General features: G+C 68.3%; 23 protein-coding genes. 7 read left to right on the top strand and 16 right to left on the bottom strand.

From position 1 onward, the window contains the following. Positions 1-51 precede the first annotated feature (51 nt). On the top strand, positions 52-432 hold the full coding sequence (locus SLQ31_RS06755; protein WP_319430863.1) for a nuclear transport factor 2 family protein: 381 nt from the start codon (positions 52-54) through the stop codon (positions 430-432). Here SLQ31_RS06755 and glmS read toward each other — a convergent pair. After that, a complete protein-coding gene (glmS, locus tag SLQ31_RS06750) occupies positions 419-2,287 on the bottom strand; it encodes a glutamine--fructose-6-phosphate transaminase (isomerizing) (RefSeq protein WP_319430861.1) in 1,869 nt (622 codons plus the stop codon). The two genes, SLQ31_RS06755 and glmS, sit on opposite strands and share 14 nt — an antisense overlap. 53 nt (positions 2,288-2,340) lie before the next feature. On the opposite strand from glmS, the gene SLQ31_RS06745 reads away from it, so the two are divergent. Next, on the top strand, positions 2,341-3,192 hold the full coding sequence (locus SLQ31_RS06745; protein WP_319430859.1) for a hypothetical protein: 852 nt from the start codon (positions 2,341-2,343) through the stop codon (positions 3,190-3,192). Positions 3,193-3,235: 43 nt separating this feature from the next. Next, on the top strand, positions 3,236-4,276 hold the full coding sequence (locus SLQ31_RS06740) for an LLM class F420-dependent oxidoreductase (RefSeq protein WP_319430857.1): 1,041 nt from the start codon (positions 3,236-3,238) through the stop codon (positions 4,274-4,276). Positions 4,277-4,366: 90 nt separating this feature from the next. Here the strand turns inward: SLQ31_RS06740 and SLQ31_RS06735 are convergent, their stop codons facing one another. From SLQ31_RS06735 to SLQ31_RS06705, 7 genes are all read right to left on the bottom strand, one after another. Beyond that, on the bottom strand, positions 4,367-5,689 hold the full coding sequence (locus SLQ31_RS06735) for a hypothetical protein (RefSeq protein ID WP_319430856.1): 1,323 nt from the start codon (positions 5,687-5,689) through the stop codon (positions 4,367-4,369). Beyond that, positions 5,686-5,967, bottom strand: a complete 282-nt coding sequence (locus tag SLQ31_RS06730; RefSeq protein ID WP_319430854.1) for a type VII secretion target — start codon at positions 5,965-5,967, stop codon at positions 5,686-5,688. Before SLQ31_RS06730 ends, SLQ31_RS06735 begins: the two co-directional genes overlap by 4 nt. A 49-nt stretch (positions 5,968-6,016) precedes the next feature. Continuing rightward, positions 6,017-7,354 (bottom strand): phosphoglucosamine mutase, encoded by a 1,338-nt coding sequence (gene glmM / locus SLQ31_RS06725; RefSeq protein ID WP_319430852.1) that lies wholly within the window; start codon positions 7,352-7,354, stop codon positions 6,017-6,019. Between the two features lie 150 nt (positions 7,355-7,504). Continuing rightward, on the bottom strand, positions 7,505-7,984 hold the full coding sequence (locus SLQ31_RS06720) for a hypothetical protein (RefSeq protein ID WP_319430850.1): 480 nt from the start codon (positions 7,982-7,984) through the stop codon (positions 7,505-7,507). Positions 7,985-8,293: 309 nt separating this feature from the next. Beyond that, a complete protein-coding gene (gene rpsI / locus SLQ31_RS06715) occupies positions 8,294-8,701 on the bottom strand; it encodes a 30S ribosomal protein S9 (RefSeq protein ID WP_319432896.1) in 408 nt (135 codons plus the stop codon). Positions 8,702-8,883: 182 nt separating this feature from the next. After that, positions 8,884-9,327: a 50S ribosomal protein L13 gene (rplM, locus tag SLQ31_RS06710; protein ID WP_319430848.1), complete on the bottom strand. Its 444-nt coding sequence runs from the start codon at positions 9,325-9,327 to the stop codon at positions 8,884-8,886. 181 nt (positions 9,328-9,508) lie between these two features. Next, on the bottom strand, positions 9,509-10,420 hold the full coding sequence (locus SLQ31_RS06705) for a PaaI family thioesterase (protein WP_319430846.1): 912 nt from the start codon (positions 10,418-10,420) through the stop codon (positions 9,509-9,511). 62 nt (positions 10,421-10,482) lie between these two features. On the opposite strand from SLQ31_RS06705, the gene SLQ31_RS06700 reads away from it, so the two are divergent. Continuing rightward, positions 10,483-11,130 carry a GNAT family protein gene (locus SLQ31_RS06700; protein ID WP_319430844.1) on the top strand — a complete coding sequence of 216 codons (648 nt, stop codon included), beginning with the start codon at positions 10,483-10,485 and terminating at the stop codon, positions 11,128-11,130. On the opposite strand, the gene adhP is transcribed toward SLQ31_RS06700, so the two are convergent. From adhP to SLQ31_RS06685, 3 genes are all read right to left on the bottom strand, one after another. Beyond that, on the bottom strand, positions 11,121-12,182 hold the full coding sequence (gene adhP, locus SLQ31_RS06695) for an alcohol dehydrogenase AdhP (RefSeq protein ID WP_319430842.1): 1,062 nt from the start codon (positions 12,180-12,182) through the stop codon (positions 11,121-11,123). The genes SLQ31_RS06700 and adhP overlap by 10 nt on opposite strands. A 46-nt stretch (positions 12,183-12,228) precedes the next feature. Then, positions 12,229-13,752: an aldehyde dehydrogenase gene (gene adh, locus SLQ31_RS06690; protein ID WP_319430840.1), complete on the bottom strand. Its 1,524-nt coding sequence runs from the start codon at positions 13,750-13,752 to the stop codon at positions 12,229-12,231. 98 nt (positions 13,753-13,850) lie between these two features. Next, positions 13,851-15,146, bottom strand: coding sequence for a helix-turn-helix domain-containing protein (locus SLQ31_RS06685; RefSeq protein ID WP_319430838.1), 1,296 nt, complete (start codon positions 15,144-15,146; stop codon positions 13,851-13,853). 41 nt (positions 15,147-15,187) lie between these two features. Between SLQ31_RS06685 and SLQ31_RS06680 the strand changes: the two genes are divergently transcribed. Continuing rightward, positions 15,188-15,343: a hypothetical protein gene (locus SLQ31_RS06680; protein WP_319430836.1), complete on the top strand. Its 156-nt coding sequence runs from the start codon at positions 15,188-15,190 to the stop codon at positions 15,341-15,343. Between the two features lie 59 nt (positions 15,344-15,402). Here the strand turns inward: SLQ31_RS06680 and SLQ31_RS06675 are convergent, their stop codons facing one another. Genes SLQ31_RS06675 through eccCb form a run of 4 tightly spaced genes read right to left on the bottom strand, consistent with a single transcriptional unit; the run spans position 15,403 to position 20,737 of the window. Further along, a complete protein-coding gene (locus tag SLQ31_RS06675) occupies positions 15,403-15,696 on the bottom strand; it encodes a WXG100 family type VII secretion target (RefSeq protein ID WP_319430834.1) in 294 nt (97 codons plus the stop codon). Positions 15,697-15,710: 14 nt separating this feature from the next. Beyond that, positions 15,711-16,019, bottom strand: coding sequence for a WXG100 family type VII secretion target (locus SLQ31_RS06670; RefSeq protein WP_174397132.1), 309 nt, complete (start codon positions 16,017-16,019; stop codon positions 15,711-15,713). 48 nt (positions 16,020-16,067) lie between these two features. Then, complete coding sequence (locus tag SLQ31_RS06665; protein ID WP_319430830.1) at positions 16,068-17,243, bottom strand: type VII secretion-associated protein; 1,176 nt, start codon at positions 17,241-17,243, stop codon at positions 16,068-16,070. After that, entirely contained in the window at positions 17,231-20,737 is a 3,507-nt protein-coding gene (eccCb, locus tag SLQ31_RS06660) for a type VII secretion protein EccCb (protein ID WP_319430828.1), read from the bottom strand. The genes SLQ31_RS06665 and eccCb overlap by 13 nt, the downstream gene beginning before the upstream one ends. 92 nt (positions 20,738-20,829) lie before the next feature. Between eccCb and eccD the strand changes: the two genes are divergently transcribed. Both eccD and mycP read left to right on the top strand, forming a co-directional pair. Continuing rightward, positions 20,830-22,146 carry a type VII secretion integral membrane protein EccD gene (gene eccD / locus SLQ31_RS06655; protein ID WP_319430826.1) on the top strand — a complete coding sequence of 439 codons (1,317 nt, stop codon included), beginning with the start codon at positions 20,830-20,832 and terminating at the stop codon, positions 22,144-22,146. Then, positions 22,143-23,465, top strand: a complete 1,323-nt coding sequence (gene mycP / locus SLQ31_RS06650; RefSeq protein WP_319430825.1) for a type VII secretion-associated serine protease mycosin — start codon at positions 22,143-22,145, stop codon at positions 23,463-23,465. The genes eccD and mycP overlap by 4 nt, the downstream gene beginning before the upstream one ends. On the opposite strand, the gene eccB is transcribed toward mycP, so the two are convergent. Further along, entirely contained in the window at positions 23,430-24,776 is a 1,347-nt protein-coding gene (gene eccB / locus SLQ31_RS06645) for a type VII secretion protein EccB (RefSeq protein ID WP_319430823.1), read from the bottom strand. The genes mycP and eccB overlap by 36 nt on opposite strands. Between the last annotated feature and the right edge of the window lie 22 nt (positions 24,777-24,798).

Genomic DNA, 24,798 nt, shown 5'->3' with positions numbered 1-24,798 from the left:
TACGTGCTGGGCGGGCGATAGCGGCCAAGTCCGACAGGGTATTCGCACGGCATGACAGATTCACAATTGCTCGGGGAACTACTGACGATCGAACACGAGGGGTGGCAGTCGCTGTGCGAGTGCGCCGGTGACCGCTTCTACGGCGACGTGATGACCGACGACGCGGTGATGGTGCTGGCCAACGGTGCGGTGATGGACAAGGCGGCGGTGACCGCCGCGCTCGGACAGTCTCCGCCGTGGAAGCGATTCGACTTGTCCGAACCCAGGGTCATCCCGGTAGGGCCCGACGCGGCGGCTCTGGTGTACATCGGCACGGCCGAGCGCGACGGTGCCGACGAGCCATTCGTCGGTGCCATGTCGTCGGTGTATCAGCGCGTCGACGGCAGGTGGCGGCTCGCGCTATACCAACAGACGCCCGTCACTCGACCGTGACGGATTTGGCCAGGTTGCGCGGCTTGTCGACGTCGTAGCCGCGAGCCCGGGCCACCGCAGCGGCGAACACCTGCAACGGGACCGTCGACAGCAGCGGCTGGAAAAGCGTTGACACCGCAGGTAATTCGAAGATGTGATCGGCGTAGGGGCGCACCGTGTCGTCGCCCTCCTCGGCGATCACGATGGTGACCGCCCCGCGGGCCTGAATCTCGCGGATGTTGCTCAGCAGTTTGGCGTGCAGGGTCGCGGCATTCTTCGGCGACGGCATCACCACGATGACGGGCAGGCCTTCTTCGATCAGCGCGATCGGACCGTGCTTGAGCTCGCCGGCGGCGAAGCCTTCGGCATGCATGTAGGCCAGTTCCTTGAGCTTGAGCGCACCCTCGAGCGCCACCGGGTAGCCGACGTGGCGGCCCAGGAACAGCACCGTCGGCGACGACGCGAATTGCTGCGCCAGCTCGGTGATGGGTTCCATACAGTTCAGTACCCGGGCGATGAGGTCGGGCATCGCCTCCAACTCGTCGAATTCCCGCTTGACCTCGTCGGGGTACTTGGTGCCACGGGCCTGAGCCAGCGCCAGGCCGACCAGATAGTTGGCGGCGACCTGGGCCAGGAAGGTCTTGGTGGCGGCCACCCCGATCTCGGGTCCGGCGCGGGTGTAGAGCACCGCGTCGGCCTCGCGCGGGATCTGGCTGCCGTTGGTGTTGCAGATCGCCAGCACCTTGGCCTTCTGGCTCTTGGCGTGCCGAACGGCTTCGAGTGTGTCGGCGGTCTCGCCGGACTGGGAGATCGCGATCACCAGGGTGCCGCGGTCCAGCACCGGGTCGCGGTAGCGGAACTCGCTGGCCAGCTCGACCTCCACCGGCAGCCGGGTCCAGTGCTCGATCGCATACTTGGCCAACAACCCCGAGTGGAACGCGGTGCCACAGGCGACGATGAAGACCTTGTCGATCTCGCGCAGTTCCTGGTCGCTCAACCGCTGTTCGTCGAGCACGATCCGGCCGTCGACGAAGTGGCCCAACAGGGTGTCGGCCACTGCCTGCGGCTGCTCGGCGATCTCCTTGAGCATGAAGTACTCGTAACCGCCCTTTTCGGCGGCCGACAGGTCCCAGTCGATACGAAATTCCCGAGCACTCGCGGTCGCATCGACACCGTTGAAGTCGGTGATCCGGTAGCCGTCGGTGGTGATGACCACCGCCTGGTCCTGACCCAGTTCGACGGCGTCCCTGGTGAATTCGATGAAGGCCGCGACGTCGGAGCCCAGGAACATCTCGCCGTCGCCGATTCCGACGACCAACGGGGTGGACCGCCGGGCGGCGATGATGGTGCCGGGGTCGTCGGCGTGGGTGAACACCAGGGTGAAGTGCCCCTCCAGGCGGCGCAGCACCGCCAGCACCGACGCCTCGAAATCGCCGGCGGTCGGGCCCTGCCGGTAGGCGAGGGCGACCAGGTGGACGGCGACCTCGGAGTCGGTATCGCTGGCGAACTCGACACCCTCGCCCTCGAGTTCCTGGCGCAGGATGGCGAAGTTTTCGATGATGCCGTTATGCACGACGGCGAATTTGCCCGCCGCATCGCGATGCGGGTGAGCGTTGCGGTCGGTGGGCCGGCCATGGGTGGCCCAGCGGGTGTGGCCCATGCCCGCGACGCCGGTCAGCGCGGCCTGATCCGTCTCGGCGAGTGCCTGCTCGAGGTTCGTCAGCCGGCCGGCGCGGCGACGCACAGTCAGGCCGCCCTCTCCGTCCAGCAGAGCAATACCGGAGGAGTCGTAGCCGCGGTACTCCATCCGGCGCAGTGCGTCCACAACCACACCTTGGGCGCGACGATGGCCGACGTAAGCCACGATTCCGCACATCTGAACCAGGGTAGTGCAGTTGCAGGCTCGACCCGGTGGACTAGGTTCGTGGGGTGGCCCGGACTCGCAAGCTCTTCGCGGCACTGACTCGCCGCGGTCGGCATCAGGTTCTACGCGGTGACCTGGCCTTTGCCGGGCTCCCCGGCATCGTCTACACCCCGGCGTCGGGCTTCAATCTGCCCGGGGTGGCCTTCGGCCACGATTGGCTCACAGACGTCGATCACTACGTGAAAACGCTCGAGCATCTCGCCTCGTGGGGCATCGTCGCGGCCGCCCCGGACACCGAACGTGGCCTGGCCCCGTCGGTGCTGAACCTGGCGGTCGACCTGGGCACCACCCTCGACATCATCACCGGGGTGCGGCTGGGCCCCGGCCAGATCAGCGTGCACCCCACCAAACTGGGCGTGGCCGGGCACGGCTTCGGCGGTTCTGCCGCGGTGTTCGCCGCCGCGGGCCTGTCTGGTGCGGGTGCCACCGCACCCAAGGCCGTCGCGGCGCTGTTCCCGTCGGTGACCAAACCGCCTGCTCACCAGCCCGCGGCGGCGCTGAAGGTGCCTGGCCTGGTACTCAGTGCGCCCGACGATCCGCACTCGCTGCGCACCGATGCCCTGGACCTGGCCGGCGCTTGGAAGGGATCGGTGCTGCACATCGTCAGCAAGGCGGAGTCCGCCGGGCTGGCCGAGAAGCGGCGCTTTGCCGGGGCGTTGGGCCTGCCCGGTTCGGATCGGCGCACGCAGAAGACGGCGCGTGCATTGCTGACCGGTTTCCTGCTGTTTCACCTGACCGGCGACAAGGACTACCGGGAGTTCGCCGATCCCGAGGCCCTGCTGCCCAAGACCGAGCCACTCGATCCCGAGGCGCCGCCGGTGACCACCGAAGAGCAGATCGTCGCGCTGCTGAAGTAACCCGACGGGCGGCCAACCAACTGGTTGGTGATATAACGTGCTGATGCGTACCGGAATCTTTCTGGACTATTCGGGCGGCTTCCGCGAGGCCGTCGAGCACATCGTGGTGTTGGAGAAGGCCGGGGTGGACATCACCCTGGTCGCCGAGGCCTACTCCTACGACGCCGTCAGCCAGCTGGGTTACCTGGCGGCCCGGACGTCGACGATCGAGCTGGGCTCCGGCGTCTTCCCCATCTACACCAGGACCCCGTCGCTGCTCGCGATGACGGCCGCCGGCCTGGACTTCGTGTCCGACGGCCGCTTTCGGCTCGGCATCGGCACGTCCGGCCCGCAGGTGGTGGAGGGTTTCCATGGGGTGCCGTTCGACGCCCCGCTCGGCCGCACCCGCGAGGTCGTCGACATCTGTCGCCAGGTTTGGCGCCGCGAACGTGTGCAGCATCAGGGCCGCAGCTACCAGATCCCGCTGCCGGCCGACCAGGGCACCGGCCTGGGTAAGCCACTGCAACTCATCAATCATCCGGTGCGCGAACGCATTCCGATCACCATCGCCGCACTGGGGCCCAAGAACGTCGAGCTGACCGCCGAGATCGCCGAGGGGTGGCAGCCGGTTTTCTTCTACCCGGAGAAGGCCGATGCCGTCTGGGGTGACGCACTGCGGGCCGGAAAAGCCAAGCGCGACAGTCAACTCGGCGACCTCGACGTGATGGTCGGTGTGTCACTGGCCATCGGTGACGATGTCGAGGAGCGACTGAATTGGGCCAAACCGCATTTGGCGCTCTACATCGGCGGCATGGGCGCCAGGGGCCAGAACTTCTACCACAAGCTGGCCACCCGGTACGGGTACGGCGAGGTGGCCGACCACATCCAGGACCTGTTCCTGTCCGGCCGTAAAGCCGAGGCGATCGCCGCGGTACCCGATGAGTTGGTGCGCGCGGTGAACCTGATTGGCCCGCGCGGGTTCGTCAAGGAGCGCATCGCCGCATTCGCCGAGGCCGGAGTCACCACGCTGCTGGCCACCCCGACCACCACCGACGCAGCCGAATACATCAGCTGGGTCGAGGAATTGCAGCAGCTGCTGCCCTGATCACCGGTGGGCGCGCGGCGCGTTGCTCGTCGGCCGGACGCAGGACGCGGCGTTGCGACGCGGGCACGACGGGCCTGTCGCGGTCGGCGGTCATTGACCGACCTGCGCGAGTTCGTCGGCGGCGATCTCACACGGAGTTTGCTCGTCAGGTTGCGGGGGTGGGTCGGCCGGTGGCGGCTCCGGCGGCGGTGGAGCCGGCATGGCGTCGACAGGTTCCGCATCGGGGGTGGCGGGCTCCTCCGCCGGCTGGCCCTCGTCGGCGGTCTCCTCTATCGTCGGAACATCTTCGGGCACAGCATCTTCGGCGTCTTTCTCAATGACGTCGTCGGGCTCGTCCTCGTCGTCGTCCTGCTCGACGGGGTCGTCGAGTTCCGGCAGGTCATCGGCGGCGGCACTGTCCGGCACTCCGTCGAACAGCGCGCCCAGCGCATCGGCGAGCTGACCCACCAGGCCGGACATGCCACCGCCGGCATCGGGCATGGTGGGCAGACCGGCGGGCGGCGCGGCGGCGCCGAGGCCGGCCGGCGACTCAGCTAGCGGTGCAGGCGGAAGTGGTTGGTCTACCGTGGTTTCCGGCATCGGTGACGCCGGGGCTGGCACGGGATCGAGCGCGGGTTCACCGAACGGTGTGGGTGAGAACGACGCGGGCGCGACGGCGGGCAACGCCGCGGCGGGCACCGTCTGCGCTGCGGCCGGTACCGCATCCGGCGGCGGGACCGACGGGCCGCCGAACGCACCGGGGATGTCGAAATATGCTGCCGGAACAGCATTCAACTCTCGCAGCGCGTTCTCGTAGGCGGCCGCAACCGATGTCGTCGCCGAGCGCATCTCGGTGAGCCATCCGGTGCGAATGTCGGCCTCGACATAGGGCGTGATCTGCTGCGTGACAATCCCGACGGCCTCCTCACGTCCCGCTCCCCCACCCGACACCGTGGTCGCCGCCGCCAGCCACACCGGCCGCTCACCGGCGCGCCGGTCGTCGATCGACACCGCCGCACCAACCTTCTCGTCGACCAGCCGGCCAAGGCCGTCCCGCAACGCCTCGTAGGCATCGGCCGCCGCATGCAAGGCACGGGCCACCGCCGCCCCGGCCGCGCAATGCCGGTCGATGAAATCGGTTGCCACCGAGCCTGACTCGCCCTGCCACGCAGCCGATACCGCAGCACCCCCGTCATGCGTCACGCGGAGCGCCTCGTCGGCTGCGACCGCCGCGGCTCGCAGCAGCGCGCAGTCGGCATCCAGTGCGTGCAGATCCAAACCGTCTTCGCCGCAGTACCATTCGATAACCTGCGCCGCGTGTGCAGTCAGGTCCGGATGCTGGTAGCCGACGGTATGGCAGGCCGACACGTAGGCCTGCGTGTTGGACACCGAGGGACGCCCCGCGGCCAGCCGGGCGGCGACGTCCAGCGTCATCGGCCGGCCGCGCGCAGCTCGGCGTCCCCGTAGCGATCCGCGGTGACCCGCAGTGCGGCGGCGACCTCCTCGGCGGCGCGTGACCACTGCGTCACCTCGGCCACCAACCGGTCCAATGCCGAGCGCAACGCGTCGCCGTGGGCCGTGTGCACCCGACCGGCCACGCTGCCGTCGAATTCCAATCGGCTCAGTGCCGCGCCGCCGAGCACGTCGGCGGCGGTGTCGAAACGTTGCGCGGCAGCGCGCACCGCCGCCGTGTCCACGCGTGTGTTACCCATGTCCGTCTATGACGCACGGACGCGCTGATTGGTTCCAGGATGTGTGAAATCAGCCTTCGGCGCTGACGGATTCGGCGATGCGGACCGCCAGCTGCCGGGCGGTGTCCTCATCGGCGGCTTCCACCATGACGCGCACCATCTGCTCGGTTCCGGACGGCCGCAACAGAATTCGCCCGGTATCCCCGAGTTTGGCCTCGGCCTCCCGCACCGCGCTCTGCACCGCAGGCGCCTGGGCGACCGTCGCCTTGTCGGCGACCACGACGTTGATCAGGACCTGCGGCATGGTCTGCATCGGCGCTGCCAGCTCGGCCAGCGACAAGCGGGTCTGCGCCATCCTGGCCATCAGCCGTAGCCCGGTGGCGATCCCGTCGCCGGTCGTGCCCAGCGCGGGCATCACGATGTGGCCCGACTGTTCACCACCCAAGGTGAACTCGCCGGCCCGCAACTCCTCCAGGACATAGCGGTCACCAACGCCGGTGGTACGCACGGTGATACCGGCATCACGCATGGCGATATGCAGACCGAGGTTGCTCATCACGGTGGCCACCAGCGTCTCCGAGGCCAACTCACCGGCATCACGCATGGCCAGGGCCAGGATCACCATGATGGCGTCGCCGTCGATCACGCGGCCGGCCGCATCGACCGCCAGGCAGCGGTCGGCATCCCCGTCATGGGCCAAGCCGATATCGGCCTGGTGGGCCAACACTGCGGCCTGCACCTGGTCCAGATGCGTCGAGCCACAGCCGTGGTTGATGTTCAGGCCGTCGGGTTCGGCGTTGATCGCGATCACCCGCGCACCCGCGGCGTGGTAGGCGCGGGGTGCGGCTTGGAATGCGGCGCCGTGGGCGCAGTCGACGACGACCGTCAGGCCGTCCAGCCGGATCGGGGCCGCGGCGCGAACGTGGTGCAGGTAGCGCTCCAGCGCGTCGTTCGCGTCGAGGACGCGGCCGATCTCGGCGCCGACCGGGCGCAGACCGGGCCCCTGGGCGACGAGTTCCTCGATGCGGTCCTCGGTGTCGTCGTCGAGTTTGTGTCCGCCGGGGCCGAAGATCTTGATGCCGTTATCGGGCATGGCGTTGTGCGAGGCGGAGATCATCACGCCGAAGTCGGCGCCGTAGGCCGCTGTCAGGTGGGCCACCGCCGGGGTGGGCAACACCCCGACCCGCATTGCGTCCACTCCCTCGCTGGTGACACCGGCGATCACCGCGGCCTCGAGCATCTCACCACTGGCTCGCGGATCACGGCCGATGACCGCCACGCCCCGCCCCGAGGTCCGTGTCGCAGCGAGCCGTCGAGCGGCGGCCGCCCCCAGCGCCAGACCCAGCTCAGCGGTCAGTTCTCGGTTGGCGACGCCTCGGACCCCGTCGGTCCCGAACAGTCGACCCATGCGGACAAACCTCTCATAACTGCGGGCTCAAGACACAACCCATGAGGTTATCGGCCGTGTCTCCACCGAACCGTCGCTGCGCCGAGACGTCCGCACAGCAAAACGCTGCCCGCACCAGGTCTAGGCGCGGGCAGCGTGAGCTAACGAGGGTTAGCGGCCCTCAGCCGCCGCGGGAGCCCCCGGCGCCGCCGGCGCGGTGGAGGTCGCGGTCGCACCGATGCTCGACGAGCCGCTGCCGGACATGCCGCTGCTCTGAGCGGGGGCGATGCTCGAGCTACCCGACGCGTTCGTGGTGAACGTGTAGCTCACACCGGAAGCGCCGGTGCAGGCCGGAACGGTCTGGATCTCGTTGGTGGCGAGCTGCGGCAGCTTGTCCGACAGGTCGTCACTCGGGCAGACGCTCGTGGCCAGGGTCTGCGCGCTGTTCAGCGACACATTCTGGATGGTGCCGACCTGCTGGCCGTTGACGGTGAGCCCCACGTTGAGCTGTTCGCCGGTCGCCGGCTGGGGTGCGTCAGGCTGCGGCACAACCGGGGCTTCCGGGGCCGCGTTCGCGAGACCAAAACCACCCGCGACGAGCATCGATCCGCCGAGAACCGCACCTGCGGCCATCTTTGTCATCGTGTTCATATTCGCTCCTCAATCTTCCTGTTATTGGCAGGGAGTCACAGAGCTGCGGGAGTATTCACCACACAGCCCCGAAGGAAGGCACCGACCCCCCGAAGGGTCCCTCTCCTACCTCGGGCAGCCGACGTAACGCCGGCTTCAAGGAGCGTTGCCGAACGGCCGAGTACTCAAACCGAAACTTAACAATGGATCGCGGCAGGCGCCCTGACCAGGGCGTTCGTGTTGTGACTCAGCCCACAAACGAATCGCCGGGCGCCTCCAGTCGAAACTGGAAGACGCCCGGCGAGCCGTTGCGTTGGTAAACGCGGCAGATCAGCGCTTGCTGTACTGCGGCGCCTTGCGGGCCTTCTTGAGGCCGTACTTCTTGCGCTCGATGGCACGCGGGTCACGCGTGAGGAAGCCGGCCTTCTTCAGGGCCGGACGATCCTCGGGCTGCACGATGATCAGCGCGCGGGCGATGGCCAGACGCAACGCGCCGGCCTGGCCCGAGGGGCCGCCGCCGTGGAGGTGGGCGTGGATGTCGAACGAATCCACCCGGTCCACGATCACCAGCGGAGCCTTGATCAGCTGCTGGTGCACCTTGTTCGGGAAGTACGCCTCCAGGGAGCGCCCGTCCAGGTGGAACTGGCCGGTGCCCGGCACCAGCCGGACCCGCACGACAGCCTCCTTGCGGCGGCCGACGGTCTGGATGGCACGGTCCATGATGATCGGCTCACGCACGGGCGCCTCGGCAACGACCTCTACCTCGACGACCTCGACGACCTCAGGGGTCTCGGCGACTTCAGCGACCTCGGCGACCTCAGGGGCCTCGACGACCTCGGGGGTCTCGGTCACCTCAGGAGCGTCGGGGGTCTCGACAACCTCGGTCACCTCGACCTCAGTCGTGTTTTCTGTCGTTTCGCTCACTGGGCCACCTGCTTGATCTCGAACGGAACCGGCTGCTGCGCGGCGTGCGGATGATCCGGGCCTGTGTAGACCTTGAGCTTCTTCTGCACCTGACGGCTCAGCTTGTTGTGCGGGAGCATCCCGATGATCGCGTTCTCGACGACACGATCGGCATGCTTGACGAGCTCGTCGCCGAGGGCGCGGGCACGCAGACCACCGGGGAAACCCGAGTGGCGGTAGAGGAACTTCTTGGTGAGCTTGTCGCCGCTGATGGCGACCTTCTCAGCGTTGATGACGATGACGAAATCGCCACCATCGACATTGGGCGTGAATGTCGGCTTGTGCTTGCCGCGCAGCAACTTCGCTGCTTCAACGGCGAGCCGGCCGAGCACCACGTCGGTGGCGTCGATGACGTACCACGAACGCGTGGTGTCACCCGCCTTCGGCGTGTACGTAGGCACAGAACTACCTGCTTTTCTTCTCGGGTTGATCCCGGGTCTGACCCCGGTGCCGGTCGGAGCGCGACGGTGGGGTTGCTTCTCGGCGACCAACACTGACCCGAGAACCCGGCTTACCCCGCGGTGCGAAACCGCGGCGTACCGCACGCCAACGTGGCAGCTTACCTGCGACGATCCGGGCAGGTCAAAACGCCGTTGCCCGCTCGTAGGCGATGTTGGCGACGGCGCGGACATAGCGGGTGCCGGCGGCGTCGGTCATGGTCGCCTCGACCGTTCCCATCCGGCGCCCGACGCGTTCGGTGGTGGTGGCCAGCGTGAGGGGCCGCCCGTCGACCGGGGGCGACCGGAAGTAGAAAACGGACAGGTCAGCCAGGGTGTAGCGGTCGCCGGGCCCGGTGTGGGCCTGCCCGGCCAGCGAGCAGGCCTGGCCGATGAGCGACGCGATGACCCCGCCCTGGATGGCACCGAGCGGGTTGGCCATCCACGGCTGCGGGGCGACCGTCATGACGGGCTCGCCCTCGATTTCGACGGTCATGGCCAGCAGTTCGCACAATGGTCCGCGGGCGATATCGCCGCGGCTGATCGCGGTCAGGATGCGCCGGCCATCCCAGTCCGGGTCGATGTCCGAGATGGTGGTGTCGACGTCGGGCGGTGCGGGCAGCGTCTCGACCGGGGTCGCGATGGCGTCCTTGTCCAGGGCCCGCAGCGCTTCGGTGCTGCGGCCGACTCGGACGGCGCGGGCCACTCCCGAGCAGACGACGTCGTGGGTTCCGGAGGTGATGGTCATGGTGGCGGTGCCGTGGGCGTCGTCGTGGTGAGCCATGGCCGACACGGCGTGCAGCCGATCCCCCACCTTCGGCCGGGCCCCGGCGGTGAGCGCGAGCCAGGACTGCACGGTGGCGACCGGCTCGGCGAACGTGTACCAGTAGGCGCCGCTGGTGACCGATTCGGCCATCACCGCATACGCCGGCATCTCGACCAGGCCGCGGTGGTCGACCAGCGTCTGGTGCACCTGCTGATCCAGCGAGATACCGGCCTCGCTGACCCGGGTGAAGCCGACGCAGAAAACCGACTGCGGTCCGTTAGGTGTGCTCATCACCTGGCATCTTGCCGTAAATCGGTTTCGGAGCCGACACCGCCTGTGGTCGGATCGCAGTCATGGCCCACGACATCTGGCCGCTGTTCGATCTGCAGGTGGTGACACCACGGGTCGTGCTGCGCTATGTCAGCGACGAGCTGGGTGCGCAGCTGGCCACACTGGCGGCCAAAGGGATTCACGATCCGGCGACGATGCCGTTCAGTGAGCCGTGGACCGATGTGCCCTCACCGGAGTTGGAACGCAACAGCCTGCAGTACTACTGGCGCAACCGGGCCGAGACGTCGACTGCGCGCTGGAATCTCGACCTGGCTGTCCTGGTCGACGGGTCGGTGGTCGGCATGTGTTCGGTTCACGCAGAACACTTTCCGCAGAACCGGAGCTTGACCACCGGCTCGTGGCTGGGTCTTGCGCATCAGGGCAGGGGCGTCGGTAAGGAGCTGCGTCAGGCCGCACTGCACCTGATCTTCGCGGGCTTCGACGCCGGCCTGTCCGTCACCCGGGCCTGGCATGACAACGCCGCATCGCTGGGGGTGACCCGCTCGCTGCCCTATGTCGAGACGGGCACGACGGTGGAGGACCGACGCGGCCGCCCCGACACCATGGTGGGGTTTGCGATGGCGCCGGGGCGGTGGGCCACGATCCGACGCGACGACATCCGTCTGGTCGGCATCGAAGCCGTGCGCGCGCAGCTGGGGACTCAGCGGTAGTCGATGACCACGCGGCCGTCGATCTGACCGCGCTCCATGCGGCCGAACACCTCGTTGATGTCGTCGAGCTTGGCCGCCTCCACGGTGGGATGGATCAGGCCACGGGCGTAGAAGTCCAGCGCTTCGGCCATGTCCTGGCGGGTGCCGACGATCGAGCCGCGAATCGTCAAGCCCTTCAACACGATATCGAAGATCGGTGCCGGGAAGTCGCCGGGCGGAAGGCCATTGAAGACGATGGTCCCGCCACGCCGGGTCAGTCCGATCGCCTGGCCGAACGCTTGCGGATGCACGGCGGTGACGAGCACTCCGTGCACGCCGCCGGTGGCCTTCTGCACTTCCGCGACGACGTCGGAGGTCTTGGCGTTGACCGTGACCTCCGCACCGAGCCGCGCGGCAAGAGCCAGTTTGGCGTCATCGATGTCGACGGCCACCACGCGAAGGCCCATCGCGCGGGCGTACTGCACGGCGATGTGGCCAAGGCCGCCGATGCCGGAGATCGCCACCCACTGGCCCGGCCGGGTGTCGGTGACCTTGAGACCCTTGTAGACGGTGACGCCCGCGCACAGGATCGGTGCCACTTCGAGCGGGTCGAGGCCGTCGGGAATCCGCGCGGCGTAGGCCGCATTCACCAGCATGTAGGTGCCGAAGCTGCCGTTGACGCTGTAGCCGCCGTTCTGTTGGCTCTCGCACAGCGTCTCCCAGCCGGTGCGGCAGTACTCGCAGCTGCCGCACGCCGACCACAGCCAGGCGTTGCCGACCTTGTCGCCGAGCTTCAGGTCCGTGACCCCCTCGCCGAGGGCGATGACGGTGCCGTACCCCTCGTGGCCGGGGATAAACGGCGGCTTCGGCTTGACGGGCCAATCGCCGTGGGCGGCATGGAGATCGGTGTGGCACACCCCCGAGGTCTCCAGCTTGACCAAGACTTCGCCGTGGCCGGGGGTGGGCAGGTCGACGTCTTCGACCTGGAGGGGCGCGCCGAATTCGGTGACGACGGCGGCACGCATGGTGCCGGTGGTCGCGGATGTGGCGGGGGCGCCAAGTGTCTGAGTCATGGTTGTTTTCCTTCGTGAAAATGGTTGCGGTGGAGGTCTTTTAAACTCAGAAGAATCCTTGAGCTTTGTTGGAGTACGAGACGAGCAGGTTCTTGGTCTGCTGGTAGTGGTCGAGCATCATCTTGTGGTTTTCCCGGCCGATGCCGGATTGCTTGTAGCCGCCGAACGCCGCGTGCGCGGGGTAGGCGTGATAGCAGTTGGTCCACACCCGGCCGGCCTTGATATCGCGGCCCGCGCGGTAGGCGGTGTTGCCGTCGCGGCTCCACACCCCCGCACCCAGTCCGTAGAGGGTGTCGTTGGCGATCTCGATGGCATCGGCGTAGTCGGTGAACGAGGTGACCGCGACGACGGGTCCGAAGATCTCTTCCTGGAAGATCCGCATGGCGTTGTGGCCGGTGAAGATCGTCGGCTGCACGTAGTAGCCGCCGTTGAGATCCCCACCCAGGTCGGCGCGCTCACCGCCGGTCACGATCTGCGCGCCTTCGCTCTTGCCGATCTCGATGTAGGACAGGATCTTTTCCAGCTGATCGTTGGACGCCTGCGCACCGATCATGGTCTCGGTATCCAGCGGATCGCCCTGCCGGACGGCCTTGGTGCGGATCGCGGCCATGGCCAGGAACTCGTCGTAGATATCGGCCTGGATCAGCGACCGCGACGGGCAGGTGCACACCTCGCCCTGGTTGAGGGCGAACATCGTGAAGCCCTCCAGCGCCTTGTCCTGGTAGTCGTCGTTGGCGGCCATCACATCGGAGAAGAAGATGTTGGGGCTCTTGCCGCCGAGCTCGAGGGTGACCGGGATCAGGTTCTGGCTGGCGTACTGCATGATCAGCCGGCCGGTGGTGGTTTCGCCGGTGAAGGCGATCTTGGCGATCCGGTTCGAGGACGCCAGCGGCTTGCCCGCTTCCACGCCAAACCCGTTGACCACGTTGAGAACTCCAGCCGGCAGAAGATCGGCGATCAACGAGATCAGGTACAGCACTGATGCCGGGGTTTGCTCGGCGGGCTTGAGCACCACCGCGTTTCCGGCTGCCAGCGCGGGTGCCAGCTTCCAGACCGCCATCAGGATCGGGAAGTTCCACGGGATGATCTGGCCGACCACCCCCAACGGCTCGTGGAAGTGATAAGCGACGGTGTCCTCGTCGATCTGGCTCAGCGCACCTTCCTGGGCGCGGATCGCCGCGGCGAAGTAGCGAAAGTGGTCTATTGCCAACGGAATATCGGCATTGAGGGTTTCCCGGATCGGCTTGCCGTTATCCCAGGACTCGGCCAGCGCGATCGACTCAAGATTGGCCTCGATACGATCAGCGATCCTGTTCAGGATCAGCGCGCGGTCACCCGCGGACGTCTTCCCCCACCCCGGCGCGGCGGCGTGCGCGGCATCCAGCGCCAGTTCGATGTCGGCGTCGGTCGAGCGCGCCACCTCGCAGAACACCTCACCGGTCACCGGAGTCGGGTTCTCGAAATACCGGCCCCCCACCGGCGCGACCCACTCACCACCGATGAAATTCTCGTAACGGGCCGCAAACGACATCACGGAGCCTTCCGCCCCGGGCCTCGCATACACAGTCATGGCGTTCTCCTACCTGTTCAAGACGACGAATTGTGTCGGTTATCACTGAAGGTAGGCAGTGCAGGGTTGCAGCACGGTTGCATATCGCCGAGCGAGCCTCAGGCCAGGTCGATGTCCAGTCCGGCGAGCCTGCCGTGCGCCTGCGCCTGCTGCACCGAGCCAGGCAGGGTGCCGTCATGCAGCGCTCGCCAGCCATCCCGATCGTCGCGTCCGTCGGGGCTGTTCAGCCAGCGGCGCAACACCACCGGATCACCGGTGGCCAGGACAGCGCCGCGCAACGTCATCGTCATCTCGGTACGCAGCCGCCCAACCGCCGGTGAGATCGATTGCGGGAGAAGCGGTCCCGGATAGCGGTCCAGGGCAGCCATCACATCGCCGGCGTCGAGCGCCTCGTCCACCTCGCCGATGTCAGTGGTGATCGGCATCAGCAGCCGGTAGGGCCGTGAGTCGATGGCCTCCGCGCCCACGACCTTGCGCAGGCGCGACATCTCGGCGCGCACCGTCACCACGTCGAGGTCCTTGTCGTCGAGCAGCATTGCCAAGTGGTCGGCGCTCAGGCCCTCGGGGTGCCGGCTGAGCAACACCAGGATGTCGGCGTGCCGGCCGGTCAGCGGGGTCGCGCGCAGGTGCCCGGACTCGTCGGTGACCAGCCAGCGCGGTCGTTCGGACCCCAGGACCGCCAGCCGCGGGCGCCGCGGCGCCGTCTCGACGGCCGCTCCGGTCAACCGCATCAGCGCCAAGTGGCTTTCGACGGCGGCGACGGTGGCGCGGACCAGGGCCAGCGCCTGCGGGGTGGCCACCCGCGGTCCGCCGGTCAGGTCGAGGGCGCCGAGCAGGGCACCGGTGGTCGGGTCGTGCACGGGGACCGCCGTGCAGCTCCACGGCTGCACCATCCGGGAGAAGTGCTCAGAACCGCGAATCTGCAGCTCGGCGTCGAGTGCCAGGGCGGTTCCGGGCGCGTTGGTGCCCGCGCCGCGTTCGCTCCAGTCCGCGCCGGGCACGAAGTTCATCTCCTCCGCGCGGCGGCGGGCATTGCGGTCGCCCTCCACCCACAGCAGGGTTCCGTCGGCGCCGGTCACCGCGACCACCACCCCGGAGCCCGCCGCGTCGTCGACAAGTAATCGCCGAATGACCGGCAATGCCGGTGCCAGCGGGTGCGCATCGCGCAGCCGGGCCAGTTCCTCACCCACCGGCGAGGGTTGCGCCGCACCGTCGGGGTCGACGCCCTTGGCAAGGCTGCGCTGCCAGCTCTTGGCCACGATCGGCCGCAGCGAGCTGGATTCCAGGTAGGAGCCGTCGACCTCACCGGCGACGAAGAGCTCGTGGACTGCGCGCAGCAACGCCGACGGTCGCGGGCCGCCGGCCCCGGTTCGCGGTGTTCTGGATGAGCCCATCGGCGATCACACTCCTCGCGCGATCAATCCGACCAGCGCGTATGCGGTCACGCTACGCCACATCGGGCGCGGTGACGTGCTCGTTGCCCTACATCGAGACCGGGAGGACGGTCGAGGACCGACGCGACCGCCCCGACATCATGGTGGGGGTTGCCATGACGCCGGGGCGCCGCGCGCAGCTGGGCACTGCGCGGTAGTGACTGTGCGGCCCTGTCGGCCTCTCCTCCGGCTGGGCCGCACAGAGTTCGGTGGGCGGTCAGCCCCACATTCCGGCGGCGCGACGGTCGGCATCGGCGACGTCGGCCGCTCCGTCGCGCACGGCCACTCCCAAGCGCACGAGGATGTCGCGCAGCGCCGAGGCCGCTTGCTGCCAACTCGCCTGCTCGGCTTGGTATGCGGCCGCGGCATCGGCCGTCCACACCTCCCGCAGTGGTGCGATCTGCCGGCTGAGGTCATCGAGTGCAGCGCCGAGCCGAGTCGATGTGCCCTGGATGTCGGCGAGTACCGCCGCGTCGATCTCGGCAAAATCGTAGGAAAGGATGGGGTCCACGTCGCGCTCCTTCGCTAGAGATCTGCGGTCACATCGGCGATGCGCTGCGCATGGAGCTGCGCCGCCTCACGCAGTTCGTGTTCGTTGTTCCGGATCGTGTCGGCGATCCCGGCCAGAGCGTTGGATAGCCTGGTCGACTCGTTGTTCCAGTGCGCGACAACGGTCTTGAATCGCGCCGCCGCCAGCCCACCCCACACCGTGGGGGGCACAGATTCCATTCGGGTGATGAAGCCCTGCAACAGAACGCGGATCTCGTCGTTGCGGGTGTCGGCAGCCGCGGCGGCGGTCCGCATGAGATCGAAGTCGGCGCTCAGAGTTGTCACAATCTGTCCTTACAGTTGAGTTATACACGCTGACAAAAGATTTGACGTTCACGAGTCCGCATTGGTTCCCACCAATTCACGGGCTGACGCGATTGCCGTCTCACACGCCGCGGCGACGGTGTCCGCACGGCCCGGGGCACTCTGGCATCCGACACTGATCCGCGTCGAACCGTCGAGCACCACCGCCCAGCTGATATCCCGACCGACCCGAACCTCACGGTAGGTGACGGCGGGTCGCCCGCCGCGCCGGTCGTCGGGGTTGAAGTCGACAAATACGCCGCGCGGCTCGTCAGTAATGGCCTGCCGCAGCACCTCCGCCGTCCGGTCCAATGTCTCACCGGGAGAATGGGACTGAGTGATGTGGAGAGCGATGTTCGGTTCGGTGGGCGAGCTGGCTTGGATCCGCCGCGATCCGGGTCCGGCGGTGATCCGGGTGAGCGCCCACTGCGGCGGGACTCGAACGGTGACGTGACCTTCCACGATATCGACCGCGTCGAGGACCGGCGCCCGAGGGTGAGTTCTGGCTACAGAGACTCCAATTACGCAGAGCACCAAGGTCACCGAGGCCGCCGCAAGTGCCGGAGCCAGCCGGCGTCGCGGCGTCGCCGTCGGTAGCGGCTCAACCCTCGATGCCGCCGGTGCCACGTCGCCGACGCCGGCCAGTCGCGCCACCGCGCCGCGTCGGCGCAGAGCCCCCAGCACGCCGCGGGCAAAATCTGCCGCGCCTGCTACTCCAGGCGGTGCGTCGATGAGCACGGGTGCGCCGGCTTCAGTCTCGAGAGCCGCAGCGATGTCACCTGGGTCGTCTGTGCGGGCCAGTATCACTGGCGGCCGCGCTGGGGCGCTGATCGCGATGACGTCGTCGGCGATCTCGACAACGGTGGCCGGTTCCGTGGCCGCAATAGCTGCCGATCGGGACAGTGCGCGAACGTCGTCGGCGACGGTCCTCGCCGCGTCGATGACGCGGTCCACCCGACGCCGCGGCCACCACGTGGGGTGCACGACGGTCAGTGATTCGCAGTCGGTTTCGACGTTCGCTCTGATCACTCGCTGCCACAGGTCAACCACGGCAACCGGCCGCTCGTCCAACAATACGATCGTGTCGTCGATGCCGGCCAGCGCCGCGGCGACCATCTCCGCCGGGATCGACGTGTGCCGGTCTGTGCGGGAACGGACCACTGCGGCGGGGCCGATCTCCAGCACCGTACTGATCACGGTGGGCACCAGCCGACCTGAACCAGCTGCGCCGCCGAACGGGTCACCAGCAGTCCGCGCCCCGGCGGCTGGACCGTCGCGCGGTGGGGGCCGAATAGCCCACCCTCCTCGGGATTTCCGCTCATCAACAGGCCGGCGCAGCCGCTGTCGCGCAGGTGCGCGAGAAGTGGCTCGAACATCGCCCGCGCGGATCCCGCGCACCGGCGCGCCACGATGAGGTGCAGCCCGATATCGGTGGCATGCGGCAGTAGGGCGAGCAGTGGTCCCAGCGCGTCCGGTGATGTCGCGGACACGACGTCGTAGTCGTCGACCACGACGAAAACCTCCGGCCCGGTCCACCACGTCCTGGCCTTGAGCTCGTCAATCGAGGTGTCCCCGGCAGGTAACCTGCTCTGCAACAACGACATCAGCTCGGGCAATAGACCAGCGAGACTGCTTGGTGAGAATGCGTAGCCGACTGTGCGCGGCGATTCAGCGACGCCGAGCAGGCCGCGACGGTAGTCAATGACGAACAATGACGCCGGCCGGGTGATCGCACCGCGCGCGATCTCGCCGTACAACGCCCGTAGTGTCGAGGTCTTCCCGCACTCGGGGTCGCCGAGGATCAGCAGGTGCTGCTGTCGGCTGAAGTCGAGGGCAACCGGTTCGAGGCGGTCTTCGCCGAGGCCGAGCAGGATGCACTTCGGGGCGTCGCCGGCTTGGTCGACGACAGCCGAGTGCTCGACCGACGCAGGCAGCAACCGAACAGGCGGGGCACACCACGGACCCGCACGGACCACCTCCACACCGTCCGGCGTCGCGATCGCGAAGTGGTGGCCGTCGCGGGTGATGCCCCGCCCTGGCCGGTCGATCGGAACCAGCGCAGCCTGCTTGCGGTCCGTGTCGGAATCGATCGGATCACCCAGTCGCAGTTCGATTCTGGTGCCGATCTGATCCTTGAGACCCGGCCGGATATCGGCCCACCGTCCCGCGGTGATGATCACGTGGATACCGAACGACAAGCCCCGTGCGGCGTGGCCGGTGATCGTCACCTCGAGATCGGGGAACTCCTCACGCAGAGTCGACCAGCCGTCGACGACCAGAAACACCTCGCCGTACCTGTCGGCGTCACAGCGGGATTCTCGGGCGGACAGGATCGTGCCGACATGGCCGACGATCCGCCGCACCAATTCCCTCTCCCTGCGACTCGCCACCGATCCCACGTGCGGCAGGCGTCGTAGCTCATCGAGTGTGCTGCCACCAAAGTCCAGGCAGTAGAACTGGATCCGCTGCGCATCACGGCGCGCGGCCAGCGCGGTGATCATGGTGCGTACCGCAGTGGACTTCCCGCTCTGGGGCGCACCCACCACCGCGACGTTGCCGCCCGCACCGCCGAGCTCGACGACCAGTGGTGCCCGTCGCTGCTCGAACGGCAGATCAACCAGGCCGATCACAGCACTCAGCTCTCCCCCGGCGCCACCGTCGAGTTCCGAGAGAGCAGGTGACCGGATGAGCGGTGGCAACCACACCTGATGAGCCGGACCGCCTTGGCCGCGGAATCGACCGACGATCACGTCCCACGCGCTTGGACCGGTGCCATCGCCGATCGTGAGTGGTGCGGTATTTCCTGAGGTGAACAGTCGCACAGCCGGATTCGATGGCGCAGGGGCGCGCTCATGCAGCGGGGCTCCGAGATAGGTGGTCTGGAAGCGGGTGAGACGGCCGTCTCCAGTGCGAAGCAACGCCGCTCCCGGAGTGGCGGGAAGCTCGGCGGCATCCGCGACGCCGAGCACGGCGCGGGATTCCGCGGCGGTCGCCGTCTTCAGACAGATGCGGTAGGACAGGTGCGACTCCAAGCCGCGAAGGCGTCCCTCGTCCAGCCGCTGGCTGGCCAGGAGCAGATGCACACCGAGTGACCGGCCGACTCGCCCGATCATCGTGAACAGTTCCGCGAAATCCGGCTGGTGAGCCAGCAGTTCGGCGAACTCGTCGACGATGACAAGCAATGTCGGCAAAACCGGAAGGGTCGGATCGATCTGCCGATGGCGTTGATAGGAACCGAGATTGACGGCATGGCGCGCGCGACGCAGCAGCGTTTGACGACGGTGGATCTCGCCGCCGAGCGCCTCTTTGGCCCGCGCGACCAGGTGTGCCTCGTCCGCGAGGTTGGTGACGACGGCAGCGACGTGCGGCATGCCCTCCAGACCAAGAAAGGTTGCCCCGCCTTTGAAGTCGATGAGCACCAGGTTGAGGTCATCGGGACAATGGCGGGCGATCATCCCCGCAACGACGGTGCGCAGCAGTTCCGACTTCCCCGACCCGGTCGCGCCGATGCACAATCCGTGCGGGCCGTGCCCACCCTCGGCCGCCTCCTTGATATCGAGGTTGACCACTGCACCGTCCGGCGAGGTACCGAGCGCAACCCGCAGCGGTGCAAGCTCATTCGTGTCCAGCGTGGTGAGCCAGCGTTGCAGGTCATCCGGCACGATGTCCGCCGTTCGGTGGCGGGCCAGGCGGCGGGCGCAGATCCTGGCCTGCGCGGTCGTCATACCGTCGGCGACACCGAGCTCCTCGAGGTGCTCACCACTGCGCACTGCAAGCCGGTCACCGTTGACGTGCAGTCGAAGTGTGTTGGCGTCGGTGTCGTTCCCGACAACGATGACGGTCACTCCTGTCCTGGCGAGGCTGCGATGGTCGACGCCGTCCACGATCAGCACCACGTGGCGTCGGTTGTCGGCGTGCGGATCACCTTCGTGCGGCAACCATTTCAGCCAATCCCAGTGCTGCGTGTGTTCATCGGCGGTCACTGCCGCTACGACGATGACGTCCGGCCCGTGCAGCACGACCAGCTGGCAGACCATCGCACGGACGAGAGCGCGCGCGCCCGTCGCCTCACCCTCGACCCCGAGCACCCCCAGGCCGCGCAGCGCGACCGCAACAGGCGCATCATCGAGTGTCGCGTGGCAATGGACGAAGCGCCGCAACGCCTCCGCGGTCACCGGGTCCAGCTCGTCGACCGGCCCGACCGGCGGTACCACGATGCGGCGCGCCAGCCGCTGCCGGCCGAGACCGACGCGGACGTGGCAGAAATCCGAGTCGACGCTGCCGCGCTCCCACATGCGCCGCCCAAGCGCCAGCGTCCACAACGACGACGGTGCCGGATGTACCCACAGCAGCGACGCACGCTGACGTTGCGCGGCGTCGTGCAGTTGCTCGCTGAGCCGGCCGAGGCCGGTCAGATAGCGCCTGCGCTGCTGGTCGAGACCGCCGCCGCTCCGGCGGGAGCCCGCCTGCATCGCCATCCCCACCGCCGACACGAGCATCATCACCGGAAGGACCACCGCGGACGGGCCGCGCGCGACCATGCCCGACCCCCACACCAAGGCACCGACGGCCAGCATGGCGCCCAGACCCAGCATCGGCAGGAATCGCGCCATCCCACCGGTCTCCGGGGTCCGCGGCAACGCGTCGACGATCAGATCGTGGGTCGGAAACTGCGGTGCCAGCCGGACGGGCCGATTCATGCACGGACGGTAGACACCGCCGACCCCGGTGGGCAATTCACCTGTGGACAACGGAGTTCGGCGGCACCGCAGCGTGGCTAGCGTCCGCTGTCATGGCTGCCACCGATGAGATGTGCCAGGTGTCGATCCGCACCGCCGACCACGAAGTCGACGTCACGCTGCCCGCACAGGTTCCGATCGCGGAGCTGATGCCCGCGGTGGTGGACCTCATCGGCAAGGACGAGTTCGCCGGCCGCGAGCCGCGACTCACCCGGGTCTCCGGGGAGGTGCTCAATACAGCGGCGACGCTCGCCCAATCGGCGATTCCCGACGGCGAGCTGCTGATCCTGACCTCAGCGGCGGTTCGGCCGGTACCGGTGCCGAGGTTCGACGCGGGTACTGCCGTCGTCGACGCGGTGGCAGGCCTGATCCACCCGTCGTGGCCGGCCGCCGGCCGCCGAGCTGGATGGATCGTGCTGTGCTGGGCCTCGGCAGTGCTCCTGGTCCTCCTCGGATTCGCGACACTGAACGCGAATGCGCCGCGTCACGCCGCGATCGGCGCGGCGGCAACAGCACTGGCATTGGCCGGCGCGGTGGCGGTGCGCCGGGATCGTGCTCTCGCCTCGACGCTCGGCGTGCTGGCAGCAGCACTCGCGGGTCTGACCGCCGCGTTGGCTTCTCCGGTCCACGCAGGCCTTGCGAGCTTCCTGCTGGCGATGTCTGCGGGCTCTGCGACATCACTGCTCGCCTGGCGGCTGTTGGACTGTGCCGCTGTCGTTTTCCTTCCGCTGGCCGCGGCGACTATGGCGGCTTCCGCGGCGACAGTCGGTGCGGTGGCCGGCTGGTGGCCCACGACAGCCGCTGGCCCGATGGTGGTGACGGCGTCGCTGGCCACCCTGGCGGTGTCGGCCCGGCTGTCGGTCCACAGTGCCGGGTTGTCGACCGCGGACCTGTCCGGCACCGATCTCGAAGTCAGGACGAGGACCGCTCATGATCGGCTGACCGCACTCGTCATGACGGCGGCCGCAGGAGCGCCCCTTGGCGCTGTCGTCACCGCGGCGACGGCGGTACGGCCCGGTGTCGCAGCGGGCTTCATCGCGGTCGTCTGCTCGGCGCTTCTGCTGCGGGCGTACCGCCAGAGTGACCCGTATCATCATGTCGCACTGGTTATTTCATTCGGAATTGCGATGACAACCCTGATCGTCCTGTGCGCCATCAAGTCGCCGGTCAACACGCCATGGCTGTGCGGTGGCCTCGTGGCTGTGGGTGCCGGCGCCGTGAGGTTCAGGCACGGCGGGCGGTGGCGATTGCCACCGTCGGTGCGGGGCGCGATCACGGTGCTCGACCTGGCGGTCAGCGCGGCGGTCGTCCCATCCGCGGCAGTTGCGGCCGGGGCATTCGCGGCGCTGCCGGGGATCGGTCAGCCATGACGAGCCGCGGCCGCCGGCGAGTGGCGCTGGCAACCGCGGTGGTGCTGCTGGCCCTGCCGCACTGCGCGCCACCGGCGTTCGCGGTCGTCCCGCCGGCAATCGACAACTCGCTCCTGCCGCCGTCTGCACCGCCTGCACCGTCCCAGCCGACCGAACAACGCGAGGCGTGCGCGGTCCCGTTGCCGGTCAGCGGCGCCGACGTATCGGCAACGCAGTTGACGGGCTTCGATATCCCGGCGATCTGGCGGCTCACCCGCGGCGCGGGACAGCGAGTAGCGATCATCGACACCGGGATCGCGGCGCATCGCCGGTTGCCCCGGGTGATCCCCGGCGGCGACTACGTCTCGAGCGGCGACGGCAGGCAAGACTGCGACGGGCACGGAACGGTCGTCGCCGGGATCATCGCGGCGGCACCCGATCGCACCGATCCGACCGAATTCACCGGCATCGCCCCCGAGGCTACGTTGATCGCAATCCGGCAGTCCAGCAACAAGTTCGGCCCGCTTGTGGATCCGACGGGACGCGGGTTCGGCGACGTCAGCAGCCTTGCGATGGCCGTCCGCACCGCGGCCGACATGGGCGCTTCGGTGATCAACATCTCCTCGGTGGCCTGCGCCGAGTCGACACTCGACGACCGGGCGCTCGGTGCCGCCCTGTCGTACGCGGTCGACGTCAAGGACGCCGTTGTGGTTGCGGCAGCCGGCAATGTCGGCGGGGAAGGTCAGTGCCCTGCTCAGAACACCACCGCGCAGCCCACCGTGATCGCCAGCCCGGCGTGGTACGACGATTACGTCCTGACCGTCGCCTCGGTGGACTCGGCAGGCGCGCCATCGGAGTTCAGCCTCAACGGCCCGTGGGTCGACACCGCGGCACCGGGAGAACACATCATCTCCCTGGATCCCGATGGCGACGGCGTCATCGACACCATGCCGGCACCGACGGGTAAGGCGTCGATATCGGGTACCAGCTACGCCGCACCTCTGGTCAGCGGCCTGGTTGCCCTGGTGCGGGCCCGACTGCCCCGGCTGTCGGCGCGGCAAGTGATGACCCGCATCGAGAACACCGCACATCACCCTGCCGCCGGATGGAACGCCGCAGTCGGCAATGGTGTCGTCGACCCCCTGGCCGCGTTGAGCGATCAGAGCGCGGCACCGCCCCCTCCCGGAGCACGTCCGCTCGCCCCGCCCGCGTCGACCGATCCTCAGCCACGCCGTCCGTACGCGGTCGCGGTGACGGGTGCGGCGCTGTGCCTGGCCGGCCTCGTCACAGCGGCCTCTGTTCGGCTACGGCGTCGACCCGAGGACGTCGCGGCGGACTAGCGCGGCGTCACGCGCGAGTTCGGGACCGGCGGGCAACGCACCCACGATCGCCCACGGAGCCGCCGCCGGTGGACCGGTCAATCCCAAAGCGGCAACTGCCGAATCACGCACGGGGAAGCGCACTCCCGCATCCGTGACGAGGTAACGGGCGCCGCCACCCGTGACGTCAAGGCTGCGGCCCGGCGGCATCCGCACGATGTCGACGCCGGGCCCGTCACCGTCGGAACCCGCCAGGGTGACGGACCCGCGCCCGTCTGCGGCTGACGGCCCGAGTGCAATACCGCTGCGGCCCGACTGCCATGTTGCGCACAACTCCTCGCCGACGGCGGCCACCGTGGGCGGTTCGTCGGGATACGTGGCCACCGGAAGGACGTCGACGAGCGGGCTCCGTGCGACCAGCTCGGGCGGTACGTCGGGGATGTCGCCCGCGGCGGCAGGGTCGGCGAACCGGAGCAGGTCCACGGTCAGCCGACCGATGCGCTGGAAGCCGCCTGCAAGCACGACGTAGTACTCGGGCGAATCAGCCCTGATGACTCGCAGGACGGTACCGACCCGGAACCCGGTGATCCCCGACGGTTGTCCCAGCCCCTCGATGAGGGGTGGGCTGATCGCCGGCACCTCCGGAATCGCATTGAGAACGGTCGGCGATACCGTTCGGATCGTGCCTCCGCTGTCCAGGTGCAACGCGCGTGCGGTGGCAGGATCACCGGGGTCCACCATCGCCCGCTTGCCGTCGTAGAGCAGATAGACCGCCCCGTCGCCGCGCGCCACGGTGACGACGACGGCGGCATGCGTGTCCAGGCCAAGCGGTACCCAGTCATCGCCGGCCGCCACGGTCGTCTGTCCACCGGAATCGGCGCAGACGGCCCAGCGCAAGTCCGGGGACGCGATCACCTCACCCAGCGTCCGCGGCGCTCCGGGGATGCCCAACATCGGGCCGCCGGGAACGTTCCCCAGGGCGGCTTCGTCGACCACGTGCGGCGACGCCGGCGACCCCAGGATCAGCCGAGCTGAGGTCAGGTTCTCGACCGGACGTAGCTGGTCATCAACACGGACAAACAACGCACCGGATTGCCGCGACATCACCACGGCGGCAGCGGCGGGAATCCCGGCGGGCCGCGACGATCCCAGGATGGTGTCGAGAACCAGTAACCCGATCGCGACCGCGCCGCCGGCCAGCAGCGAGAACTTCTGCGCACGAAGTGGGTCGTGCCGGTGCGGCATCGACCGCCCCTGGACCGCATATTCCAGGCGGCGCAGCAAGAACCGCCGCGCACTCAACTGCGCTCGAAGCGACGGGCCGCCTGCCATCCCGTGACGCTAGAACAGTTGG

Origin of the sequence: Mycobacterium sp. RTGN5 (assembly GCF_033804465.1) — a bacterium.
Classification (GTDB): Bacteria; Actinomycetota; Actinomycetes; order Mycobacteriales; family Mycobacteriaceae; genus Mycobacterium.
Note: the sequence above shows the minus strand (reverse complement) of the source record. Positions and strands in the feature narration are given on the sequence as shown.